This window comes from Vibrio sp. 10N.286.49.C3 (assembly GCF_041469545.1).
Classification (GTDB): domain Bacteria; phylum Pseudomonadota; class Gammaproteobacteria; order Enterobacterales; family Vibrionaceae; genus Vibrio; species Vibrio tasmaniensis_A.
This window is the reverse complement of record NZ_JBFRKT010000043.1, coordinates 1-24,418: the sequence shown is the minus strand read 5'-3', so window position 1 is coordinate 24,418 and position 24,418 is coordinate 1. Positions and strand designations below refer to the sequence as shown.

At 43.6% G+C, this 24,418-nt stretch carries 21 protein-coding genes; 8 read left to right on the top strand and 13 right to left on the bottom strand.

Translation table 11 applies throughout. The features are described 5' to 3' along the window. The first annotated feature begins 135 nt into the window (after positions 1 to 135). Both helD and AB4180_RS16825 read left to right on the top strand, forming a co-directional pair. Positions 136 to 2,211: a DNA helicase IV gene (gene helD / locus AB4180_RS16830; protein ID WP_102250418.1), complete on the top strand. Its 2,076-nt coding sequence runs from the start codon at positions 136 to 138 to the stop codon at positions 2,209 to 2,211. 110 nt (positions 2,212 to 2,321) lie between these two features. Beyond that, a complete protein-coding gene (locus AB4180_RS16825; RefSeq protein ID WP_102250419.1) occupies positions 2,322 to 2,672 on the top strand; it encodes a VOC family protein in 351 nt (116 codons plus the stop codon). 185 nt (positions 2,673 to 2,857) lie between these two features. Here AB4180_RS16825 and tkt read toward each other — a convergent pair whose 3' ends face one another. After that, a complete protein-coding gene (gene tkt / locus AB4180_RS16820; RefSeq protein WP_102250420.1) occupies positions 2,858 to 4,849 on the bottom strand; it encodes a transketolase in 1,992 nt (663 codons plus the stop codon). A 90-nt stretch (positions 4,850 to 4,939) separates the two neighbouring features. Next, positions 4,940 to 5,890 (bottom strand): transaldolase, encoded by a 951-nt coding sequence (tal, locus tag AB4180_RS16815; protein ID WP_102250421.1) that lies wholly within the window; start codon positions 5,888 to 5,890, stop codon positions 4,940 to 4,942. Positions 5,891 to 6,349: 459 nt separating this feature from the next. Here tal and AB4180_RS16810 point away from each other — a divergent pair, with 459 nt between their 5' ends. After that, positions 6,350 to 7,348 (top strand): sugar-binding transcriptional regulator, encoded by a 999-nt coding sequence (locus tag AB4180_RS16810; RefSeq protein ID WP_102250422.1) that lies wholly within the window; start codon positions 6,350 to 6,352, stop codon positions 7,346 to 7,348. An 83-nt stretch (positions 7,349 to 7,431) separates the two neighbouring features. Here AB4180_RS16810 and AB4180_RS16805 read toward each other — a convergent pair whose 3' ends face one another. From AB4180_RS16805 to moeA, 7 genes are all read right to left on the bottom strand, one after another. Then, positions 7,432 to 9,735 (bottom strand): bifunctional diguanylate cyclase/phosphodiesterase, encoded by a 2,304-nt coding sequence (locus AB4180_RS16805; RefSeq protein ID WP_102250423.1) that lies wholly within the window; start codon positions 9,733 to 9,735, stop codon positions 7,432 to 7,434. Positions 9,736 to 10,020: 285 nt separating this feature from the next. Beyond that, the gene (locus AB4180_RS16800) at positions 10,021 to 10,869 is read right to left on the bottom strand and encodes a sulfurtransferase (RefSeq protein WP_102250424.1); all 849 of its coding nucleotides are present in this window, start codon (positions 10,867 to 10,869) and stop codon (positions 10,021 to 10,023) included. 35 nt (positions 10,870 to 10,904) lie between these two features. Beyond that, positions 10,905 to 11,219, bottom strand: coding sequence for a hypothetical protein (locus AB4180_RS16795; RefSeq protein ID WP_102250425.1), 315 nt, complete (start codon positions 11,217 to 11,219; stop codon positions 10,905 to 10,907). A gap of 227 nt (positions 11,220 to 11,446) precedes the next feature. Then, complete coding sequence (locus AB4180_RS16790) at positions 11,447 to 12,232, bottom strand: hypothetical protein (RefSeq protein ID WP_241909289.1); 786 nt, start codon at positions 12,230 to 12,232, stop codon at positions 11,447 to 11,449. 10 nt (positions 12,233 to 12,242) lie between these two features. Further along, entirely contained in the window at positions 12,243 to 14,378 is a 2,136-nt protein-coding gene (locus tag AB4180_RS16785; RefSeq protein WP_102250427.1) for an LruC domain-containing protein, read from the bottom strand. Positions 14,379 to 14,634: 256 nt separating this feature from the next. Continuing rightward, positions 14,635 to 15,384 carry a molybdopterin-synthase adenylyltransferase MoeB gene (moeB, locus tag AB4180_RS16780; protein ID WP_102250428.1) on the bottom strand — a complete coding sequence of 250 codons (750 nt, stop codon included), beginning with the start codon at positions 15,382 to 15,384 and terminating at the stop codon, positions 14,635 to 14,637. 12 nt (positions 15,385 to 15,396) lie between these two features. Beyond that, a complete protein-coding gene (gene moeA / locus AB4180_RS16775) occupies positions 15,397 to 16,632 on the bottom strand; it encodes a molybdopterin molybdotransferase MoeA (RefSeq protein ID WP_102250429.1) in 1,236 nt (411 codons plus the stop codon). A 216-nt stretch (positions 16,633 to 16,848) separates the two neighbouring features. Between moeA and folE the strand changes: the two genes are divergently transcribed. Further along, entirely contained in the window at positions 16,849 to 17,502 is a 654-nt protein-coding gene (gene folE, locus AB4180_RS16770) for a GTP cyclohydrolase I FolE (protein ID WP_004731548.1), read from the top strand. A gap of 475 nt (positions 17,503 to 17,977) precedes the next feature. Here folE and AB4180_RS16765 read toward each other — a convergent pair whose 3' ends face one another. Continuing rightward, positions 17,978 to 18,559, bottom strand: a complete 582-nt coding sequence (locus AB4180_RS16765) for a hypothetical protein (protein WP_102250430.1) — start codon at positions 18,557 to 18,559, stop codon at positions 17,978 to 17,980. Beyond that, positions 18,552 to 19,091 carry a YaeQ family protein gene (locus AB4180_RS16760; RefSeq protein ID WP_017101705.1) on the bottom strand — a complete coding sequence of 180 codons (540 nt, stop codon included), beginning with the start codon at positions 19,089 to 19,091 and terminating at the stop codon, positions 18,552 to 18,554. Before AB4180_RS16760 ends, AB4180_RS16765 begins: the two co-directional genes overlap by 8 nt. A gap of 454 nt (positions 19,092 to 19,545) precedes the next feature. On the opposite strand from AB4180_RS16760, the gene AB4180_RS16755 reads away from it, so the two are divergent. From AB4180_RS16755 to AB4180_RS16740, 4 genes are all read left to right on the top strand, one after another. Then, entirely contained in the window at positions 19,546 to 20,130 is a 585-nt protein-coding gene (locus tag AB4180_RS16755; RefSeq protein ID WP_408068885.1) for a helix-turn-helix transcriptional regulator, read from the top strand. Between the two features lie 53 nt (positions 20,131 to 20,183). Continuing rightward, positions 20,184 to 20,351 carry a hypothetical protein gene (locus AB4180_RS16750; RefSeq protein WP_157935042.1) on the top strand — a complete coding sequence of 56 codons (168 nt, stop codon included), beginning with the start codon at positions 20,184 to 20,186 and terminating at the stop codon, positions 20,349 to 20,351. Positions 20,352 to 20,367: 16 nt separating this feature from the next. Beyond that, a complete protein-coding gene (locus AB4180_RS16745) occupies positions 20,368 to 20,697 on the top strand; it encodes a hypothetical protein (RefSeq protein ID WP_102250432.1) in 330 nt (109 codons plus the stop codon). 95 nt (positions 20,698 to 20,792) lie between these two features. Continuing rightward, positions 20,793 to 22,019: a DUF3644 domain-containing protein gene (locus tag AB4180_RS16740; RefSeq protein WP_102250433.1), complete on the top strand. Its 1,227-nt coding sequence runs from the start codon at positions 20,793 to 20,795 to the stop codon at positions 22,017 to 22,019. A 178-nt stretch (positions 22,020 to 22,197) separates the two neighbouring features. On the opposite strand, the gene AB4180_RS16735 is transcribed toward AB4180_RS16740, so the two are convergent. Together AB4180_RS16735 and AB4180_RS16730 are read right to left on the bottom strand one after the other, a co-directional pair. Further along, positions 22,198 to 23,079 carry a DUF4435 domain-containing protein gene (locus AB4180_RS16735; RefSeq protein ID WP_157936325.1) on the bottom strand — a complete coding sequence of 294 codons (882 nt, stop codon included), beginning with the start codon at positions 23,077 to 23,079 and terminating at the stop codon, positions 22,198 to 22,200. A 14-nt stretch (positions 23,080 to 23,093) separates the two neighbouring features. After that, on the bottom strand, positions 23,094 to 24,218 hold the full coding sequence (locus tag AB4180_RS16730) for an AAA family ATPase (RefSeq protein ID WP_157936326.1): 1,125 nt from the start codon (positions 24,216 to 24,218) through the stop codon (positions 23,094 to 23,096). Between the last annotated feature and the right edge of the window lie 200 nt (positions 24,219 to 24,418).

Below are 24,418 nucleotides of genomic sequence, written 5' to 3'. Positions count from 1 at the left end.
TCAAGCACAAGAATTTGATACTTATCCATAATTGCCCCTAGGTGGTCATGAAAGCGTCGATAAGCAGTGAGACATTATTAATTCTCACTGCATCATGATATAAATTCAATATTCCCAATTAAAGAGCACGCTCCAATGCAGCTAAGCGCTAATAAGACTGCACAGTTTTTTATTCAAAATGAATATCATCAGGTTGAGCTTGATGGCTCACGCCTGCTGTTATCTTCAGTAGGCAGTGAAGAACGTATCCCTTTCACTATTTGGAGTGGCAAGATCGCGATAAAGCGCGGGTTGTTTTGGGGATCGTTGCAGTTTTTTGCTAGTCAACAAGATGGCAAACAGCGAAGCTGGTTAGTCCAAGGCCTTCCATGGGAACAATGCCGTCAATTTGCGCGCGCATCGGTTGCTGCTTATCAGAAGTGGCATGACAGACAATGTGAACAGTTGGCAGAGCACGTTCCTCAATGGGAAGCTGAATTGACACGTCTTGAGCAACTTCCTGCTTTCCTACCGCATTCTAAAGTGAAAACTTGGGTCGACATGGTCAACGCAGGTCTGGAAAATATGACGATGACTTTAGAGGAAGCAGCGCAGCGCATGCCAAACCGAATCGCGCGAATGCAGCCATGGTTGTCTGAAACGGAAATTAAGCAAGCCGAGAGGAATCAACAGTGGTTAGAGACAGAAAGACAAAACTGGGAAGTATTGTTTGCTCAATGTGAATCGTCACCACTGAACTTATCGCAGCAATATGCGGTCTTGATGAATGATGATCACAACCTTATTTTAGCGGGCGCAGGCTCAGGTAAAACCAGTGTTCTCACAGCTCGCGTCGCGTATTTATTGCAAAGCCACCAAGCTCAAGCTGAAGAGTTGTTACTGCTCGCCTTTGGTCGTGAAGCCGCGGAAGAGATGAAACAGCGCCTTAACAGCAAAATTGGCATATCAGCCGAGAAGGTGCAAGTCAGTACTTTCCACCAGTTGGGTCTAAAGATACTGAATCAAGTTGAACCCGAACGCGTGGTTATTTCTCCGCTCGCACTCGATGACAACCAACGCCAAGCATGGTGCATTGATTGGTTGAAGAAGCACTGGATGACGCCGACCAACTTTAAACGTTGGCAAAAGCACTTGTCTAAATGGCCAATTGCTTATTTAACCGGTGATGATGAGCTAGGTAGTCATGTTTCAAATCTTAAATTGATTGGTTGGCTTGAAAAGCAACTTGAACAGTTGAATGCATCGGGTTTAACGAAAAAAGAAGTACAGCAACAACTGATTGATCACCGTGACTATACGCGCCTCAATAGCGAGCTTTCACTGTGTTGGCCATGCGTAACCGCTTGGCAAAAGGAATTGAAAGAACAGAATCATATCGACTTCTCAATCATGATCAGCCGAGCGACACAGTATGTCGAGAAGGGGAAATTCATTTCGCCTTGGAAGTTCATCATGATCGATGAATATCAAGATATCTCACCAGATCGTTTAGCCTTGGTTGAAGCCTTGTGCAATCAATCGAAAGCGCAGCACCAAGCTTCTATTTTTGCCGTAGGTGATGACTGGCAGTCAATTTACCAGTTCGCGGGTGCAGATGTTGATCTAACGACGGGCTTTAAAGATCGTTTTGAGAGCTCGACAATTCATCATCTAGATACGACTTATCGATTTAACAATCAGTTAGGTTCGGTTGCCAATCGCTTTGTGCAGGAAAACCCGATTCAACTACCAAAAGAGCTCAACAGCTTCAAACAACAGAAGCAGAAGTCGGTTTATAGTGCGCCAAGCAAAGAAGTTGAGAAGATCCTCGATCAGATAAACAGGCAAGCAAAAGGTAAAGCGAATAAATCAGTTATGTTGCTTGGGCGAAATCATTACCACAAACCAGAGCTGTTGGAAGACTGGAAGAAGATCTTTACCTCCATTGACATCAAGTTCATGACTTGCCACGGCAGTAAAGGTAAAGAGGCGGACTTTGTCATTATTCTTTGTGTTGACGAAGGACAGTTCCCGACCAAGAAAAAACAACTGCATATTGATGGCGCATTGACCGAATCATCAGATGCGTTCCCTTATGCGGAAGAGCGTCGTTTATTTTACGTGGCAATGACGCGAGCGAAAGAGAAAGTATGGATCACGCACAGTGGCGACGGTTCTGGTTTTGTACAAGAACTGCATGGCTCTGATTACCCTGTCGTTCGTAAAAAGTGATGTCACTTGGCGTAATTGTCTAAGACTAGATCTTCAAGCACGCTCTCTATGCTCATTAGGGCGTAAGCTATTATCATTAGGAAAAAGGTATACAGCAGAAGGAACCCGCTATGGAACACGGCTCTATTAACTACATTGAATTTGCTGCGCGAGACATCGCCGCAACTAAGGCGTTTTTCAGCCAAGTGTTTGGTTGGACCTTCGAAGACTGTGGTCCTGAGTATTCTGCTTTTGAAGGTAAAGGCTTAATGGGTGGGTTCTATTTAGCGGATCTGGCGTCGAATGCTGAAAGTGGCGCAGCGCTGATGGTGTTCTATAGCGAAGATCTTGAGCAAACCGAGCGTGACGTGCTTGATGCTGGTGGCGAGGTAAATCGTGAGATATTCAGCTTTCCCGGCGGGCGACGCTTCCATTTTAGAGAGCCAAGTGGTAATGAAATGGCAGTATGGAGCGATAAGTAGAGAGTTAAGATTCTGGTAAACAAAAAGCCACTATGTGAAATGATCCTGTAACGTTGGACATTTCTGTTAAGCGGTAATCAAGGCCTGACTATCGAAGTCAGGCCTTTTAGTTTCACTGTATACGTTTGGTATTGTAGAACTAATAATGCATCAACCCAATTAAGGGCGAGGCAATTTAATCAAGACTAAGCAAGAAGCTCTTTCGCTGTGTTTACTACGTTTTCAGTAGTGAAACCGAACATCTTGAATAGCTCGCCTGCTGGTGCAGATTCGCCGAACGTTGTCATGCCGATGATCTTGCCACCGAAGCCAACGTATTTGTACCAGAAGTCAGCGATACCAGCTTCTACTGCGATACGTGCTGTAACGTCAGATGGAAGTACAGACTCGCGGTATTCTGCGTCTTGCTTGTCGAATGCGTCAGTAGCAGGCATAGAGACTACGCGTACTTTTTTGCCTTCAGCTGTTAGTTCAGCAGCAGCGCTAACCGCTAGCTCAACTTCAGAACCAGTTGCGATAAGGATAAGCTCTGGTTTGCCTTCACAATCTTTCAGGATGTAACCACCCTTAGCGATGTTTGCCACTTGCTCAGCGTCACGGTCTTGCTGTGCAAGGTTCTGACGAGAGAAGATAAGTGCAGAAGGACCATCTTTACGTTCGATTGCCAGTTTCCAAGCAACAGCAGACTCAACTTGGTCACATGGACGCCATGTGCTCATGTTTGGAGTTAGACGTAGAGAAGCGATCTGCTCAACTGGTTGGTGAGTTGGACCATCTTCGCCTAGGCCGATCGAATCGTGCGTGTAAACTTGGATGTTCTGAGTTTTCATCAGAGCAGCCATACGCATTGCGTTACGAGCGTATTCCATGAACATTAGGAACGTTGCGCCGTATGGTACGAAACCACCGTGCAGAGCGATACCGTTCATGATAGCCGTCATACCGAATTCACGTACACCGTAGTGGATGTAGTTACCAGAGAAGTCATTTGCTTCAAGCGACTTAGAACCAGACCACATAGTCAGGTTAGAAGGCGCAAGGTCAGCAGAGCCGCCCATGAATTCAGGTAGCATAGCACCGAACGCTTCTAGAGCATTTTGAGATGCTTTACGTGATGCGATGTTTGCTGGGTTAGCTTGAAGATCAGCGATGATTGCCGATGCTTTCTCTTCCCATTCAGCAGGAAGATCACCGTTTACGCGGCGTTTGAATTCAGCTGCCAGCTCAGGGTATGCTGCTTCATAAGCTGCAAGTTTCTCGTTCCACGCTGCTTCCTTAGCTGCGCCTGCTTCTTTCGCATCCCACTCTGAGTAAACTTCCGACGGAATTTCAAAAGGACCGTGCTCCCAACCTAGTTGTTTACGAGTTGCTGCAATTTCTTCAGCGCCTAGTGGTGCACCGTGACAGTCGTGCGTACCTGCTTTGTTTGGAGAACCAAAGCCGATTACAGTTTTAGTACAGATTAGAGTCGGACGAGGATCCGCTTTAGCTGCTTCGATAGCCGCGTTGATAGCGTCAGCATCGTGACCATCAACTGCTGGGATTACGTGCCAGCCGTAAGCTTCAAAACGCTTAGGAGTATCGTCAGAGAACCAACCTTCCACTTCGCCATCGATAGAGATGCCGTTGTCATCCCAGAAAGCAACCAACTTACCAAGACCTAGCGTACCCGCTAGAGAACATGCTTCGTGAGAGATACCTTCCATCAGACAGCCATCACCCATGAATGCATAAGTGTAGTGGTCTACGATGTCGTGGCCTTCTTTGTTGAACTGTGCCGCAAGTGCTTTCTCAGCCATCGCCATACCAACAGCATTGGTGATGCCTTGACCTAGAGGACCTGTAGTCGTCTCGATACCAGGTGCGTAACCGTATTCTGGGTGACCCGGAGTCTTAGAGTGCAGTTGACGGAAGTTCTTAAGGTCTTCAATTGAAAGTTCGTAACCTGCTAGGTGAAGCAGAGAGTAAATCAGCATTGAGCCGTGGCCGTTAGACAGGATAAAACGGTCGCGGTCAGCCCACTCAGGGTTTGACGGGTTGTGGTTTAGGTGAGAGCGCCAAAGTACTTCAGCGATGTCAGCCATGCCCATAGGTGCGCCAGGGTGACCAGAGTTTGCTTGTTGTACGCCGTCCATGCTTAGAGCACGGATCGCGTTAGCTAGATGTTTGCGGTTCATAATTGCTTCCAAAATTGATTCGAAATTAAAAATTCGTGGATAGATGTAAAAGAGGAACGAAATTCGTTCCTCTTATTTATTCGGTAGTGATTACAGCTTAGCTGCGATCATGTCTTCTAGTTTGCCTTGGTCAACGGCGAAGTTGCGGATGCCTTCAGCTAGCTTCTCTACAGCCATTGGGTCTTGGTTGTGATCCCATAGGAACTCAGCATGCGTCATTGCAGCAGGACGCTCTTTAGTGCCGTTCGAGTCGATAAGCTTCTCTACTACTTCGCCTTCTGCCGCTTCTAAGTCTGCTAGAAGTTGAGGGGCGATAGTTAGACGGTCACAACCAGCAAGTTCAAGGATCTCGCCGATGTTACGAAAGCTTGCGCCCATAACAACAGTCTTGTAACCGTGTTCTTTGTAGTAGTTGTAGATGTCTGTTACTGAGATTACGCCTGGATCTTCTGAAGCTTCGAAATCACGACCTTCTTTCGCTTTGTACCAGTCCATGATGCGACCAACGAAAGGAGAGATAAGGAAAACGCCAGCTTCAGCACAAGCACGAGCTTGAGCGAAAGAGAATAGAAGCGTTAGGTTACAGTTGATGCCTTCTTTCTCAAGGATTTCAGCAGCACGGATGCCTTCCCAAGTTGAAGCAAGTTTGATAAGGATGCGGTCGTTAGTGATGCCAGCGTCGTTGTACATTTTGATAAGTTGACGCGCTTTAGCAACGCTGCCTTCCATATCGTAAGAAAGACGAGCATCTACTTCAGTAGAGATACGGCCAGGTACAACTTTCAGGATTTCTTTACCGATGTTTACGTTAAGCATGTCACAAGTGTCTTGAACTTGCTGTGCTTTGTCTGCGCTTTGCGCTTTAGCGTATTCGATAGAAGCATCGATTAGAGGTGCGTACTCAGCAATTTGAGCGGCTTTAAGAATTAGAGATGGGTTAGTTGTTGCATCTTCAGGAGTGTACTTGCTGATAGCTTCGATATCGCCAGTGTCAGCTACAACAGTTGTTAGTTTACGAAGTTGCTCTAATTTATTGCTCATTTTGATCATCCTATGTATCGCATAACACCTCTTTAATATGAGAGGTGTGGGCATTTGCAAGCTAATTAATGAAGTTCTCAGTGGCTGTACCAGAGAGCTTAACTTACATTAATTTATATTTTTCTCCGAACGAACATTTGCACAGAACATTTGATCGCTCGATGAGTAAATGATGTAGCCATATTTATCCGATCTAGCATCAAAGTCAACGGTAAATAGTGCGGTATGGTGACTTCAGTCAAATATATTTCGCTCTAGTAATCATGGGCTATCCAAGCAAACGTTTAACGAGCAACGGGAGGGGAATTAATCAACATCAAAACCTTGTTTACCGTAGTGAGCAAATGAACCTTGCCGTTACATATGTTCGCGGTGTAAACTTGTGTATCACTTGCTGACGCATCGAGCATTTGTTCTCAAAGCAGGTAAGATAATTGTTAAATATAGGTTGCGTGGTATATGAGTAAGAATATCCAAGATGTTTCCGAAGAAAGCACTGATCTCCTCACTGAAGTCGCGGTTGCTTATTATCAAGATGGTGCCACGCAAGAAGAGATCTCTAAAAAGTACTCTATCTCCCGTGCAAAGGTTGGTCGAATGCTCAAGCAAGCCCGAGATGAGGGTATCGTTGAGATCACTGTGAAGTACCACCCGGTATTCAGCGCCAAGATAGAACAACGCTTGATTGAACGCTTTGGTGTGAAACGTGCGCTTGTCGCTTTGGATCAGCCGAATGAAGAGCAGCAACGTCTTCAAGTTGCAGGCTTGGTGTCTAACTATCTTACCAGTACATTGAAAAATGGCATGGTGGTAACGGTTGGGCAGGGGCGAAACGTATCGTCTGTTGCTCACCACACCGGTGTAATCACGCCACGTGACTGTAAATTCGTGTGTGGTATTGGCGGCATTCACCCAAGAGGCGGAATGTTTAATGCCGATCATATATGTCGGCAGCTAGCCAAAAAGTACGGAGGCTCGTCTGAGACCTTGTACGCGCCCGCTTATGCAGAAAACAAAGCACAAAAAACCGCGTTCATGGAAAACAGTACCGTTAAGCAAACGCTCGATCTAGCCAGAAAGGCCGACGTTGCTTTGGTCGGTATTGGTGATATGAGTGAAAACAGCTACATGGTCGATCTAGGCTGGTTTACTGCGGGTGAGGTTGTTCAGTCTCGCTTATTACAAGGTGTGGTCGGTGACTTCGCGGGTTATGACTTTTTTGATGTACACGGCAAAGCAGCAAACACAGTAATGAGTGATCGAGTTATAGGCTTAGGTTTGGAAGAGTTTCGCCCAATCGCCGAAGTAATCGCCATCGCGGCCGAGAACAGTAAGCCACTCGCTTTGTTAGGTGCATTAAGAACGGGCGTGGTGGACGTGATTGCAACCAGTGTAAGTAACGCATTAACAGTACTTAACCTCGATGAGCAGATGAAGCATGCAGAGTTAGACGACTAACAGAGTATAAAACAAGGGAGCCAATTTAGGCTCCCTTGTTTTATCTATAGCGTCATGCGTCAAGCAGATAAAGCACCCAACACCTACAACGCTGGTTCTGGAAGTTCTGTAGCAGTAGCTTGAGTTGGTGTTAGATACTCGTACAACTCATCGTAAGGAATAGGGCGAGAGAAGTAGTAGCCCTGCATTAAGTCACATCCACATGCCTTTAGAATCGCGAAGTGTTCGTTTGTTTCTACGCCTTCAGCCAATACTACCATGCCAAAGTTCTTACCGATTGCGATGATGTTTTGCACCATAGTGAGTGACTGTTGGTCGACAGCAATGCTATCAATGAAGCTTTTATCAATTTTAAGCTCATCAATAGGGAGAGCCTTCAACATGCTCAGTGATGAGTAGCCTGTACCGAAGTCATCTAAAGATATTTTAATACTCTTTTCGTGTAAGGCTTCAAAAATGGGTTTCACTAAGTTTACATCTTCAATAAACAGGCTTTCGGTGATCTCTAGTGTTAAGCTGCTGGCTGAAAATTGATGCTTTTCTAGCGTCGCGAACAAGTGATCGGAGAATGACGCATGCGAGAACTGACGAACTGATATATTGATCGACAATCCGATATTTTGGTTCGTCGTCCGGTGTAAATGAGCGATTTGCATAATACTGGATTCAATAATAAAGGTGCCTAGCTTGTGCATTAAACCTGTGCTTTCTGCAATAGGAATAAATACATCTGGCGGGACAAAGCCCAGCTCCTCGTCTATCCAGCGTACCAGCGCTTCTACACTGTGGGTACTTTCATCAGCACGAACTAATGGTTGAAAAACCATAAACAAAGTTTGTTTATCGATAGCGATACGAAGCCTTTGTTCTACTCTCATTTTGTAGAGGTGGGCGTCTTGCATCTCTGTTGTGAAAATGCTGTATGAGTTTTGCTGCTGTTTCGCTTTGTACATCGAAATGTCGGCAGAGCGTAACAGGCTATCTAAATCACTTCCGTGTTCAGGGAAGCGCGCAATACCTATACTACAACCCAACAAAAATTGAGCGTTTTCCACTTCATAAGGCTGGGAGAGTACTTCAATAATTCGTTCTGACAGTCGCTTAATTTCAGATTCACTACTCAGCGGTGTTAAAAACAAGAACTCATCACTGGATTCTCGCACCAACAGGCTGACTCGAGAGCGGAATCGCATCAAACGCAATGCTATTTGTTTGAGTACTTTGTCTCCGAAGTCATGTCCATGGGTATCATTAACACATTTGAAGTTATCGATGTCGATAAACAGCAGTGAGAATGGCTCTGATTGATCTTCGAGCCACTTGCCAATGTTTTTACGCATATATAAACGGTTAGGCAGAGAGGTTAATGGGTCGTGGTTGGCTTGGTAGATCAATTGGCTGCGGGTTTTTTGCTCGTTTTTGGCAATCGACTTTACTAAAAAGTAAAAACCAAACTGAAGAACAGCAAAGGCGAAGAAGAAAGCGCCAAATTCGTTTGCGAAGATGCCATCAACGTATGCCAGCTCTGTCTGCCCAACAACCCAAAGTTTGTAGTCGGGGATGTACTTAGCGCTAACGAGTGAGGGGGTTGTACCGTCATCGATACAGAAAGAGTACGTTTCTTTTCCCGCTTTCGCTTCAGTGAGGCTGACACTTACTTGTTCTGAAAAACTTTCTGTAATGTACGCCATTACATCGTTCTCTACCGGCTTTAAATAAGCGTCTAGTGATTCGATGTCGCTAGAAAAAAACTGACGATAGTTGTCTGTTCTAAGTAGAGTTAACGTGTTGTAACTACCTGCGTGCGCATTGTTTTGAAATAAGACAGAGCTGTCTAAGCGTAAGCCTGCTGTCATGACAGCATCAACGCTTCTACCATCGATAGAAATGGATTTTCTCATTGGGATCACGAGGCTATTGAGAAAATCATGGAAATAAGTGCGTCCTAAAACCATTTTATCACTAGACACAGCCTCTAGAAACGAGTCCCTGGTGTACGGGATGTCCAGCAAGTTAACTAGCTGAGACAGCTTTAGATTTGAACTTACTGAGAGGTAATCTCCTTGAGGGTTTAACAAACCGAAAGCAGCAATGGCAGGGTGAGTGTCGAGCAGTTTATCTAAGATTGGCCGAATTTGAATCGAAGCTGTGCGAGTAAAGTCAGACTGTTGAGCAAGCTGATGCCCAACCACTTCAAGCAGTGCTTCTTGACTGGTTAAAAGAGAATCTACTGAGCTAGAGAATATTTCGACTTGGATATGCTGCTGTTTACTAAAGTCATCTCTGTTTGATTGCCACTTGTTTATGCCAAAGACGCTAAAAAGTATCAGGGTAAGCAGTACGATCAGAGCGTACAGCGACCAGATATTTTTCTTAAATAGAGCCATGAGATGCCTTTTGTTGGTTACTACTTTTAACAGACTGCAAGTGACAAACGTTTATATCGCGAGTGTGATTCATGCAACGAAGACAAAACATCACGGATTAAATACTGTAACGGCTATGAACAGATATTCTTGAGTTAAATCTTCACATTCATCAACGTTGAGTTATTCAGTGCCTAGCTGATTGAGCAATAAGATGCTTAAGTGTCATGGGCTTTAGCCATAACCTTTAGTAAGCTCCGTATGCATGCGCAGTATATTCTAACAGTATCATTAAGCGAAGCTGAATTACTTTTTAGTTACGGCAATAGGTAGTTTTTCATTTGCGCCCCATTCAGTCCATGAGCCATCGTAAACGCCCATATCACTTGAATAACCAGCCAGTTTAGCGGCTAATAAAAGGATGCAAGCTGTTACCCCAGAACCACAACTGAAGAACGTAGGTTGAGAAGGGGTAAGATCTAAGGTTGAAAATATCTCAACTAATTCCTCTTGAGCTCTCAATTTTCCATCATCTAATACGTGAGCGAACGGTAAGCAAACTGAATTGGGGATATGACCGCTGCGCAGGCCTTCGCGTGGTTCAGGAACTTCCGAATCGAAGCGAGCTTGTGAACGCGCATCTACAATGTTTGCGCTCTTGCCGGTTGAGCAACTTTCAATCTGTTGAGCGTTTACAAAATAGTTGTCTTGAATGCGCCCGTCAAAATTGCCGGTTCGGGCTGTTTTTTTGTAGTCGCTATCTGTTGTGTAGCCGGCATCTACCCATGCTGGTAAACCGCCATCTAAGATATAAACGTTGTTATGTCCCATTGCCATAAACATCCACCATGCGCGAGGCGAGGCAAAAGTTCCTGAGTTATCGTAAACCACTATCGTACTGTCTTGATTGATACCAATTTCTTGTGCGCGTGTATTGAAGTGTTTTTCGGTCGGGAACATGTGAGGGAGTAGAGTGTGCTTGTTACAAAAGTCTTTGTCGTAGTCGAAACGAATAGCACTAGGTATCATTTGTCCTTTGATCTTTTCTGACTCACTTGGGATCTGAAATTCGATGCTAGCGTCGAGGATTACAATGTTGTCTTCTTCTAGCAAACGTTGTTGAAGTTGTTCTGGTGAAATGAGTGGCTGATTCATTCTTCTTATATCCATTCTTGTTGTTATATCGGCGACTAAGGCGAAGCCCGGCAGTGGATGAACTGATAGCTGCTTTGTCCGGTTATTTGATTGTTTAATGTATCAAGCACGACCACAGAATCAAGAGGGCAGTCTGTTGTTGGTGGAATGGAAACGCGAAATATTTCGTTGTCTTGAGTTTCAACCGTGAGGTAGCGCCTATGTCCGTCTAGGGATTGAGTGAGCGTATTGGAGATGACTCTGGCTTCAATGCGTTCTCCGGTAGAAGATGTCATCGGGAAATAGGTGAGAAATAAAAGTAGCCCAATACCAATCGATAATATAACGAATCCTATTTTCAACTGTTTCATAAAGTAAGCCTTTGAAAGTCATCTTTAAAAGATAAGACAGGCTTTCGACAAAGTGAACATAACCAGTACTGAAAATTGAAATTGCGCCCAAATAAAAAGGTGAGCCTCATTGCTCACCTTTATGCATTGTTATTCGACTTTCGACTTTCGACTTCGAGACTGCTGCCTAACTCCAACTAAATTTAGCTATTGTTAAATTGAACTCAGCGCTTTTCATTCCTTTACGTTTACCAAGTGATTTGTGATCCGTCACTTGCAACGACTTGTTGTAGTGGTGCTTGACCGTCATAAAACCAGATTTCGATCAACAGAGTATCTTCGCTTAAAGGCGCCGCAAAGTTGGAGGTGAATGTTCCGTTGTCTAAAGGGCCGCCAATGACCTTACTTGAATAATCCGGCTTGTAGGTTGAATCTGCTCTTGTGGTAAATCGGCTATATACAGATACAAACGAACGATCGGTTGAGATGTTACTGATATCAATACTGAGGTCGAATTGATCTACAGAGTTGTAATCGAAACCATCAGGGATTACGAGCTCATCCATTTTGTACGCTTGCGGGCCGTTGGAGATAACCGCATTAACTGGTGTCGGTGCAGGATTTATAGCGACATTGACTGGTGTTGAGGCCACTGATGGTGATGTAACGGGCGCTGATACCACAGGTGCTGACGCTGCTGGTGTTTGTGTCGCTGGTGTTGACGTCGCTGGTGTTGACGTCGCTGGTGTTGACGTCACTGGTGATGTCACCGCAGGTGTTGACGTCACTGGTGTTGATGTCACTGGTGCTGTCACCGCTGGTGTTGAAGGCGATGGGTTAGGAGTTGATGCTCCTCCATCGCCGCCTCCGCCACCACACCCTACCAACGTTAGTGATGCGATTAGTAATGGAATACGTATTGACTGCGACTGAGCCGTATTTTTCTTAAGTGCAGCATTCGACAGACTAGATAAGATAGCATTGTTAAAGTTCCGGCGACCGTTTGTTACTGTCTGTTTAATTGGCATATTCATAATCATTCTCCTAAGGCAAGTAACATTGGTCAGCGGCAGGTGTTTGGAACCAATCGGTGGATTGAGTACCGCCGGATTCAGCAAAGTTCGCAAAGTTTGGATAGGCGGTGACGATATCTACATATTCCAGTGGCCATTGCCATTCCGCGTCTGAAGTAATCAGCAGTGCCCACGGGTGGTTGTCTGCAGTTTTGAAATATTTGCCTGTTGATGGATTGCTGTCATCAACGCCTAGTCCTGTTTCAAAGAGATTAGCGGTATCAAATGCCTCGGTTGGAGCTTGGTCTGGCAAATGCACCTCCCAGCTGCGCCCTGGATGTAGAGGTAGGTTTTCACCATGATAATACCCAGGCGTTGCGAAGATGAACGGGTCGTAAGGCATGTCAGTCCAACTGTCAGTACTCACTCCATCGCCAGCTAAAGTAATCCCGATTTGGAAAGCGAATTGCTCATCTTCTTTACAAGAGCTGATGGTGCGGTAGAAGGTACAACTAGTACTGATTTTCTCTGTAAGGTCGTTAGCAATAACAAAGATTGCCTCGCTACGTCCTTGCTCCAAGTCTAAATCAGTGAACACACCATTGTGCTTCATGTAAGAACTTCCGCTACTCACTAAGCTTGGGTCTAGATTAGGAAGTCGAACCGCAAAACCATTTCTGTACGAAGCACCTATTGCAGCAAGACGTCCATCGATGGTGGATTTAACCACTTTTCCGTCTTTTAAGATCTCTGTGATGCGATACATAATCACAGCATCATTCATGTCGTAATCAGCTTTATAAGGCCAGTTATCTTCATACGCCAAGGTTGCGTAACCAGAAGCACTTGGGAAGTAACGGGCTGTAGCGCCGTCGTTAAGAACATCAACTTGAATATCAACTACCTCACCAGATGTCGAACCACCAAAGTAGCTCAGGTTGGTTTGTTGGCTGAATCTGAAGCGAGCCCAAGTAGTCCCCGTTAGTGCGTTGATATCGACATTTAGGAACAGATCGTTTTCACCAGCATCCAGTTGGTAGTCGGTAAATACTTGCTCGTTAGCACCATCGAAGCTGCCATCTTGGTTCCAGTCAATCCACGCCGAAAGGTAACCGGTTGTTGAAGCTTCAATCACCACTTTTGAATCAAGCCCGGCTTCAAGCGCCGTAACAAAACCGATACCACCGTTTGCCCACTCGTCATCAATGCCAACACTTTCATCCGATTGTGGAGTTACGTAGCCATCAAGGTCGGCATCGGGTGCATCAGTGCCTAACCAAGTCACACCATCAAGTTCATGTCGAGGACCATTGCTGGCGAGTAGGGTTAGGTAGCTGTCTGGCGCATCACCAAAGTCGATGTTGGAATCTTCATCCACAACTGGCGCATTCGCACAACGAGCGCCATCATTTTGATTAGAAGAAGGGCCGTTCGATACAAATTCAACGGCTGGAACAATTCCTGCTGCGATATTGCTCGCGTTGTCTGGAGACAGGTTGATTCGGTAGATTTTCCCGTCTTGATTTCGAGATACGTAGTAATAGCCGTTTACATCAAAATAACCCGCTCCGAATGTACCTAACTCACCAGTATCACCGATGTAAGTTTCGGCACCGGTTGTAGGATTGAAGCTGTATAAGCCTCCGGAGTTATTATCGATACCATATAAAGAACCATCACTTGGGTGGAAAGCGAAATCAGTCAGTTTTACGGTTGCCGGGCTACCAGCTATTTTGTTAACTGTAACAGTCGCGTTTGGGTCGGCGTCTAACGGCGATAGATCAACGGTGAACAAGCCTTTTCCTGTACGGTAAAGGTAATACACATGGTCATAGACATCGCCGACATAGAAAGTGTGATCGGTTGGTAATCCACTGGTATTGATCACTTCTGCTTGGAAATCCTGTCCAAGGCGCACCAAGCGTTTGTTGGTAGTGTCATAGCCATAAATATATCTGTCTTGAAAGTCGAAACCAACACCATTGATGTTGGCATTCATGCCTGTATCGTCTTCTAACAGGGTGGTTGAGCCTGTCACTAGGTTCACGCCCCAAACTTGTACGGGTGTCGATTGGAATAGGTAAGCCTGGCTCGGACAGGTATCGAATGGCGCTGCGTTGGCGACCAAAGGCGCACTTAATAGCAAACTTAACGTTGTAATTCTCATATCTACATCCTTGTCATAGAAGGTCTAGATACTTTTACAAGTTACGTGCCACTTTTAAGCTGTTGATTTTTATTGTTTATATTCTAAATTACTGAGATGTGCAATATATTCTCAAAATGAGAATTCAAATGAAACTAATCTTTTATAGATCATTTCAAATTGATAAATCGATTTGAGAAGCTGATGTTGAGACCTAAAAAAGCCCTGACTTTTAGTCAAGGCTTAGGTTGTCGATTAGAGGGGGATATGACTTAGTCTACCCACACACCGAGCAATTAGGCATCTTCATTAAATTCATTTCACGCCAGCTGTGGGACATGGCATCGAGAATTAAAAGTTTGCCTTGCTTTGGTTGTCCAAACTGAGCAATAACCTTGATAGCTTCCAAAGCTTGAGCTGCGCCCACCATGCCAACTACCGGTGCCATCACACCGGCTTCAACACAGCTTAGTGCAGCGTTGCCGAATAGAGCACTCAAGCACTGATAACACGGCGCGTCAGTATCTTGATAAGTGAATACGCTGATCTGGCCTTCCATACGAATAGCAGCACCAGAAACTAATGGTGTTTTCGATGCGTAGCACAAGCGGTTCAACTGATTACGTGTTTCTACGTTGTCACTTGCGTCGAGAACAAGCGAGTGAGTTTCAATCAACTTGCCAAGTGCTTGGTCATCAAGCCTGTGGTCGACAGTTTCAATCGTTAGATGAGGGTTCAATATCTGAAGCGACTCAGCTGCAGAATCGACTTTCTTCTTACCAATGTCAGCATCAGTGTGAAGGACTTGTCGTTGTAAGTTAGAAAGCTCGACAATATCATCATCGATCAGTGTCAGCTTACCAATCCCCGCAGTCGCAAGGTATTGAGCAGAGGCACAACCTAAGCCTCCAGCCCCTAATACTAAGATTGAGCTCTGCTTTAGCGCTTCTTGGCCTTCAAAATCAAACTGCTTAAGAATGATTTGACGGTTGTAGCGAAGCATCTCTGCGTCAGACAGTATTTCCATCAGTAAGCCTCGTTAGTAAAGCGTCGAGTTAAACAGTTGGATCTGAACCGTTTCACCGACTTCAACACGGCCGCGTTCGCGCTCTAGTACCACAAAGCAGTTTGCTAAACTCATTGAGCGGAAAGCGCCAGAGCTTTGGTTACCCGTTGTTTCTACCACAAATTGACCGTTTTCAATCGAGTAAATGCCACGCTGGTAATCAGTACGGCCTGGGCCTTTTTTGAATGCAGACTTGCTGATAGCAGGAATAGATTCCGGAGCTGTCCACGCTGTGTGACCAGCCAATTTAGCAAGCATAGGTTGAACCAAAACATACATGGTCATCATCGCCGATACTGGGTTACCCGGTAGGCCGCAGAACCACGCGTTATCCAACTCACCAAATGCGAACGGTTTACCGGGTTTGATAGCTAGCTTCCAAAAACCGATTTGCCCCAGTTCTTCAAGAATGTCTTTCGTGTAATCAGCTTCGCCAACGCTTACGCCGCCAGAAGTCACAACCACGTCTGCTATTTGCTGTGCTTTCTCGAACGTCTCTTTAAGCGTTGCAGTGCAATCTGGGATGATGCCTAGGTCTATAGCTTCACAACCAAACGCTTCAATTAGTGGTTTAATGCCGTAGCGGTTGCTGTCGTAGATCTGACCGTCTTCAAGAGGTTGACCTAGTGGCTTTAGCTCATCGCCGGTAGAAAAGAACGCGACTTTAGGCTTCTGTAACACTGTCACGTGGCTCACACCCAGCGAAGCAATCATTGGAATGTCACGAGGTGTTAAACGTTCACCGCGGCTAAGAACGATATCACCTTGTTTGATGTCATCACCAGTAGGGCGAATATTATTGTTCAGCTTGATGTCGTCTTGTTGAATTTCAATGCCAGTATCAGTTTCAACCGTATTTTCTTGCATGATTACGGCGTCACAACCTTCAGGGATCTTTGCGCCAGTCATAATGCGAATACAGGTGTTGCTTGGCCATTCACCTTCGAACGGTTGGCCTGCAAAAGATTTGCCTGCTAATGGTAGTACTTTACCGTTCTCTAGGTCTGCTAAGCGCAGTGCATAGCCATCCATTGCTGAGTTATCAAAAGGAGGTACGAAAATAGGGGAAAGAATATCTTCAGCAAGGACATAACCTAATGCTTCAGCAAGAGGTAGAGATAAAGTCGTTTGGATTGGTTTGATTGGTGATAGCAGCTTATCTAGTGCTTCTTCAATTGGCATTAAGCCCGGAGCGTCGCAACAGCCCATAATTGAAATCCTTTGGTCGTTATTATTTTGATTTAGTGGTTGGCAATAGTGGCTCCATAATTATCAAATCACAGATGTTCGCCAACGAAATTGCAGCCACTTTAGCATAGTTTAAGCCCCGTAAATAATGACCTCCCTTAAAATATGGGTGTATTTAATCAAAATTCCGAGTATCCTTGTTTGCCATCCAGAAGGGGTATTAAAAGAGGAAGTTCAATGTCAGGTCTTAGCGAATCAGCGAAGTTGGTTAAAGATGCGCTAGCAAGCCGCGGATTAGAGACACCAATGCGTCCTAACCAGGTTAGCCGAGAAGAGAAAAAGGAACGAATCGAACACCATATGCGTGAGATTCTAACTCTCCTTGAACTTGATCTTGCAGATGACAGTCTGGAAGAAACGCCGCAACGTATTGCAAAAATGTATGTGGATGAGATTTTCTCTGGTTTGGATTACGCCAATTTCCCTAAAATCACCGTGATCGAAAACAAGATGGGTGTTCGTGAAATGGTTCGTGTAAAAGACATTACCGTCACCAGCACATGTGAGCATCACTTAGTCACCATTGATGGTAAAACCGCAGTCGCTTACATTCCTCAAGGTAAGATCATTGGTCTTTCGAAGATCAACAGAATCGTTCGTTTCTTTGCTCAACGTCCTCAAGTTCAAGAGCGCATGACACAGCAAATCCTTGTAGCATTGCAAACGCTACTAGAAACGGATGATGTTGCTGTAACCATGGATGCGGTTCATTACTGCGTGAAATCTCGTGGTGTAATGGACGCAACCAGCGAAACAACAACAACAGCTCTGGGGGGTATTTTTAGATCAAACCCAGCAACGCGCCATGAGTTCTTACACGGCCTGCGTTAATACGTTTCGTTATTTGATAAGCTCGATTTAGCCTTAGAAAATCGACAACCAAGATTCTAAGCCTCGCACTCTGCGGGGCTTTTTTGTGCTTGCAATGAAGTCACTGCAATGACTGCGAATGTCGTCATTCCCTAGCGTGAAGAATGAGCGACTCATTCACTTTCGTCATTCCCTAGAGTGAAGAATGAGCGAGTAGGGAATCTGTTTACCTGTGTAGTTTCTGACTTGGTATGAGATCCCCAATTCAGTCGTTCCTCCTTCTCGGGGATGACGGTGTGTGAGGGTTCAGTGTGTATTCTATCGACAGCTTTTTAGAGGCAAACGCTGCTGATCTTGCAGAATGAGAGACTCGTTAATTTTTGTCATTCCCTAAAGTGAGGAACGAGTGTAATAGGGAATCTCTGGCGGCTAAGCAGAATAAGTGCGCTCTATAAAAATATAGAGCGTATCTAGAGTCAGTCGCTGGTGGGAATGCTTAAGAAAGATTAAACAAACGTTTAAAGTAATGAACAAAACTGGACGGCTTATTCTCAGCTTGATAGAGGTTCAAACCATCATAAAAACTTGCCATGAACTCTACGCGAATCTCATCATCGGTGTTTTTTGATACGCGAGATAGCAACGAAGCGGCTACTGCTGCGTGATCATTAGCAAGGCTGTAATCCATTCCTAGTCGTCCCTGAACGAACAACCACAAATGAGTGATTAACTGTAACTGCTGAGCGTTAGAGTTTTGAAACTTGTCGCTGTGCTCAGTGCCCACTGTAGTATCGAATACATTTTGCATTGCCTCATTCGCTTCTTTATTGCTTTCAAAGCGATAGCTTGCATCGATATGTACCTTGGTTAACAGGCCGAGCAACGTCTGACGTGCAGAGTTGTCCGGCTTGTTCTCGCAAGCGTGTCTAAACAGAGCATGGTTTTCATCAATAAATGACTTTAACTCTTTTTCATAGCCAGTCGTCAGCGCTTTGACTGAATCGAGACCTGCGAGCTGCAAACACGCTTCGAGCTTAGTTTGGCGCTGAGGTTCAGTCTGAGTTTGGATCTCAGTCATTACTCTGTAGCTCTTCCCACGTTACTTCTGCAGATTGCGTGTCGCTGTTTACGAACGCAGAGTTACCCGACAGCATTACTGATAGGTCCATCGTACGTTGTGTCATCGCTGCTAGCTGCTCAATACCATCGTTGTCTAGACGAACGATCTGAGCTTTCAGGTAACCAAATTTACCTTTGTTCTGCTCCCACCAAACGTTCGACTTAGTGTTGAAGCTGAACACGCTCACAGACTTAGATAAGCGAGTCGCCTTCTTAACGCGTTCTGGATCGGGTTCGCCAACATCAATCCACTCTAAGATTTGGTCATCTAACGACTTCTGCCATAAATCGGGTTCTTCAATGCTAGACAACCCTTTAGTGAACTCAAGTTCAGGAGATGCATTGATACAGAAAGCAATGATACGAGCCATCATGCGCTGTTCTGTTTCAGAAGGGTGTTGTGCAACCGTTAGATTAAAAGAGTCGTAATAGTCGCGATTCATATCGGTTAAAGAGATGCGAAACTTAAAGATTGTTGGTTTGAGAGCCATTGATAGGGTGTCTTAGATAGAAATAGTGAGGGGATGTTACCTTAAATCTCTGAATAGCGTGTAAAAAAATAGCCAGCAGAGGCTGGCTATTTTTAGAAAGATGTTTACCACTCTGTTCGCTTCTGTTTCTTTACGAATCGAAACAGTGCTCAGTGTGACTTTAGCGGCATTTATTCTGGCTGTGATTGCTGTGAGCTTAATTCTCAAATATTGCTTAGAGAGCTAAAATATTTAAAATTAAACGCAGCGTCTAACACATGTCTAATATTCAAAGGCTTAGCATCATATCCACCACCGTAATGGCGTGTTATAGTTCTTAGCGGTTTGCAGTTTATCGCAGGTAGTCATATACAATACCGATCTTAAACTGCGGCTATAGTTTGTTATGCGATGACTTCGTTACTAGGGTAATACGCTTTAATGTGCGCTTTAGTCTCTTTAAGGAGACTGGGTTGTGAGTTTGTGGAGACAGGCTATTGCTAAGCCCATTTTCTGTTGGAATGATAAAACCATGAGAAACAATTGGTTAAGTGAATCTCATCACGTCATCGGTGACGATGTCACAGAGATTTCGAATGTTAAGTCTGTAAAAGCCACTTCTAAAATAGGCGATATGTGCGCTGTACCTGTGTACAACGTTTATGCGTCTTGTGGGTTTGGTGCTCAAAACGATACCGAGTACCAACTTAGAACCGAATTCCTACCTTGCTTATGGTTAAAACGTTTCGGCCTGACAGAAGAAGATGCTCGTATCATCATTTGCCACGGCGACTCAATGGAAGACACTTTGAGCGACGGAGATGAAGTATTAGTCGATACCCGAGAACTCGATCACCCAGTAAAGCATGGTGTTTATGTTGTTCGCATTGGTAAGCACGTTTACATAAAGCGCCTGAAATACGACATCATGGCTGAGGGCTATAACGTCATCTCAGACAACAAAGAAGAATATGATTCGTTTATCGTGAATGAGGAGAAACTCGACGAGTTCGCGGTAATCGGGAAAGTTATTACCACCGTCATGAAGGCGGTGATTTAGAAAAGCAAAGGCGACCTCAGGGTCGCCTTTTTTGTTCTTGGAGATTGATAGAAATGACAATAATTGTATCGATGGGCGTGCTAGTCATGATTTTGGTTACCATTTTAAAAGTATCACGAGATCACGCTCATATTGAAAAGTCACGCGAACTGCAAACTTGTGGCAGCGTAACTGTGAAAGAAATGACAGTTAATCCGTTTTTAAATAAAAACATCAACTAATCAAAGAAAGGTAAGAATGAGAAATTTTAATTATTTAGGGAAAAGTGCTGAAGGAGACGATGAGTACGAATGCCCTAACCCAAGTTGTAAAGAGAAAGTACTGTCCGCATTATTGACTCCGGTAACATCGTGCGACCGTGGATGTGAATTACAAGCTGATTGCTACTATTGTGATCAACCGGCATGTCTGGAACCTAAGAGCTCAATTGGACCTCGTCAAAAAAACACACCAATGACAAACCCTGATTCAGAAATGATTGAAGAGTTGAGTAATGAAATCGATGAGCTACCACAATCCGATCCTGAAGGAGGACTGAGGAGGTCAAGAAAAGTAAAGCGCAATTAGTCTGGAGTTTGGTGTGACGATTTATTGATAAGGCGCTCTGTAGGGGGCTTTATTGTGTTTGGTATTGATGTTTTTGTCTTTAATGAGGTGTCAGTGTGGTAGATAAACAAAGTAGACAGCTTAAACTATTAGAAGTACTTCGTGAGCTAGATAAAAAAGGCCAAGTATTCGGTGTTAAAGAGGCCGCTGATTCAACAGGTTACACCGTTAACTCAGTAAATAAGTATTTTAATGAAAAGTTGAAAGGGGAGTACCTTGCGAAAATTACACGTTCGACGTGGAAATGCCAAGGTATCTGTCAGCTTTCAAATGAAGGTTTTTTAAGTCTTATGTCTCAAAGCTTAAATACTAAACAGAAATCGTCAGACGAAATACTTTCAGACCAATTAATTAAAAGAAGTCATGATGCATTTACGCTAGCCCTTGAAGTCTATAATCGTCCAACTCTGGGTAATAGAGTTGAAGCTTTTACTATTATGATGGTTAATGCTTGGGAACTTATGCTCAAGTCTGAACTAGTAAAATCTAAAGGCGCGAAAGAAATCTTTAAAGACAGTAATTTTAGCATTAGCGTTCGCGACGCAATGAATAAGCTTATGAAGTCGGATGACAACATCACAAAAAATCTAGATACGCTTATCGACTTACGAGACCAAGCGATTCACCTTCTTATTCCAGAACTGCAACCTCAACTTTCACGTTTGTTTCAATCTACTGTTTTGAATTATCAAAAACGTTATAAACGTATAATGGGTAACAGTCCTTTGGCTGGTCAAAGTGTCGGCTTATTAAGCTTAATTGTTGATGGAGTTGAACCAGAAGTGGCTGTCATCAAAGAGAACTATGGTGACTTGACGGCAAGCCAGGTTAAGACTTTTCTTGGTAAATTTACTCAGATGGCTCGTGAGTGTGACTCAGATGAGTTTTCGATTGATGTTGACTACAAATTAGCGTTGACTAAGAAAGAGTCTGATAGCGATTTGTCGTTGTGTCTTAGTGATGCTGGCGAAAACGCTATCATCATTCGAGAAACAAAAGATTTAGACATTACGCACCCTTACCATCAAAAGACAGCGATTGCTGAAATTAATCTTCGACAGTCCCTGAAAATTACGAGCTTTTCTTTCCAAGCTGTGCTTCAAAAGCACAAAATTCAGAATTCAAAACGCTCGAATCACCACTACGAGATCGACAGAAGGCACCGTTATTCTGAAGTATTTATTGAGTGGTTTGCTAAGAGTTTAAGTCAGCCAAATTGGCTAGAAAGCGCATTGGAAAGTTACAAAATGAAGCGAAGTAAGAAAATAAAAATAAGAGTATAAAATCTAAGTACTTTTAAAACTGGTGATGAGGTATTGCATTTGTTATCTACAGGCACAGTTCACTAGATATTAGCACTGGTGTATATGATAAGTAGTACTTGCTCGACTTATAGGAGTAGTCGCACTTATTTAAGTTCGACTACTAAAAGATCGAATGAATAGAGCTGATATGAGACGTTTACGCGACTTGATCAGCCTCTGATTCACTCGTGACAAGAGATATCATCTGTGTGTATAACGAGGTATGTTCGAAGCGATCTCTTGTGTATTTACTACGTAGATACCTCTCAACTGCCTTGGCATTTACATTTTGGTCCGAAGAAAAAGGTTGACTGAATACTTTCGATAGCAACTGACAAAAGTCATGACCATTCGCTGTTTGATACTTGCAGTGGTCAACGTCACATAGCTCTCGATATTTAGAGATAATGTCTTCACGATTGCTGGTATCGACTCGCTGACTTCGACTAATAACGCAGTCTATTAAAGTGTCAATGTTCACTGTTACATCGAATTCATTTATCGAAACTGACCCAGTGGATGCATAATTCATCCCTTTAAAATTTGCATTTAAGCCGAGAGTTTTGCATGTAAATTTAACTAGACCAATTTTGTGACAAGCATCCATTAAAGTGCCTAATAGTGCATCACCTATAGCGTCTATATTCATAAGATATAATGTGTCGGTCTTGCTATATTCGGTAATGAAATCAGTCATGAATTCGTTATGAAGCATCATGATTTCAGAATCATGTTTATCGGTCATGAAAATATCGTTATAGGTATTATCAAGTAGGTGATCGAAATCTGCATCAACCACACCATAGACATCGTTAGAGATTCGAGTTTTCAAATTGGTTACTGCTGCTATTACCTCGTTTTTGCCACTTGCAGGAGTACAGTAGAAAAATTCATCGTTTCTCAATACCATATTAAATAATGTTATATCAGTATCACCCTCTACAACAAAAACCACTTTATCGCCCACACTACTTGTCTGAACTTGCAGTAGGAGAGAAGCAAACTTTGTATTTTCACCACGAGAGTTTGCGGCGTTCATTAAGCTTGTCATAACTACTTAGTACCTGTGTCAATCTCGTGTTTATCATATAGATCTACGGATATATGCCAGTCATCATTGATGATGTCGGGAGAGTGTGTCGCGAGAATAAGTTGTGAGTAGTTATTAAATCTAGCTATTTTTGCAAATTCGCCTAAAAGACTTTTTTGCCATGTTATATGTAATGAGATCTCTGGTTCATCGATCAATATCAGCGTTCCATTTACCGCATTGAATATGAGGTCAAAGAAGATGGAAACTTGATTCTTCTCACCAGAAGATAAGAGTTCAAGAGGGATGTCATCTTTCGAGTGATTAAAGAACCCAAATCCAACTTCAGGATTAATGAATAGTGTTTTAAAGGCAAATTTTTTCGATGCAATCAGCTCTGAGAATAATGTTAGGCGGCCAATAAAGTCTTCACTTAATGATACCTCGTAGAATATATCACTCAACTTCTCATTCAAGCTTGCCGCAGAGCTAGGTAAACAACTTAGCTCGTGTGGTTCAATTTTGAGGTATTTGTTTGAAGTTGATAGCAAGCCTAATTTTGCATAAGGGGTTAGTTTTTCTTGTAAGCCAACTATACGCTCTTTAAGCATATCAGGCAGTTGCTCACGGGTAGATGCTTGTTTTCCCGTTATACACGAAAACAACTCGTCAACAAGTGTATCTAGCTTTTGTGTTTTGTTTTTCGTCTCTTGCATTCTAGTTGCTAGATCTGAACATTGCTGTGTGATGATTTTGTTGGATTCAGACTCATTGTTAAGACGCATTGAGTTAATAAGGATAGAATGTGCTTTTGTGCTATCAAAGATCGTCTCTTGAGATATGTGGCATTCGGTATGTGTAATTATTTTCTTCGTCTCATTTAGAAACGACTCAACTTGAAGACCAGTATTACTATTTAAGTAACGGATATGACCCAAGTTAGTGAAAATATCAAAAGAACCAAATTTTATCTTAGCTAACTCTGAGTAATTATTAGATATCGCATGATGAATCAGCTTAAGAATCATCGTTTTACCGTAACCGTTTGGACCAGTAATGATTAGTTGCTCTGAATCGGCAAACTGAAGGTCATAATTTAAGAAGCCAAAAAGTCGTTGAATTGAGATTTTATTTATTTTTAATTGCATTTTCTTATGTATGTTTATGAAAACTGGGCATATAGTACCATCAAGCATACACGCGTAAAGTGTAGATTGTAGGCTTTGTTGCGTAATTCAGTGGAACTAAATCAAGAACCTACGATCTGATCAGCTACCACCACTCTCTCTCGTAGCCTTATGCCTAAACCTCGTTACAAAACAACCAACTGGAAGCAATACAACCAATC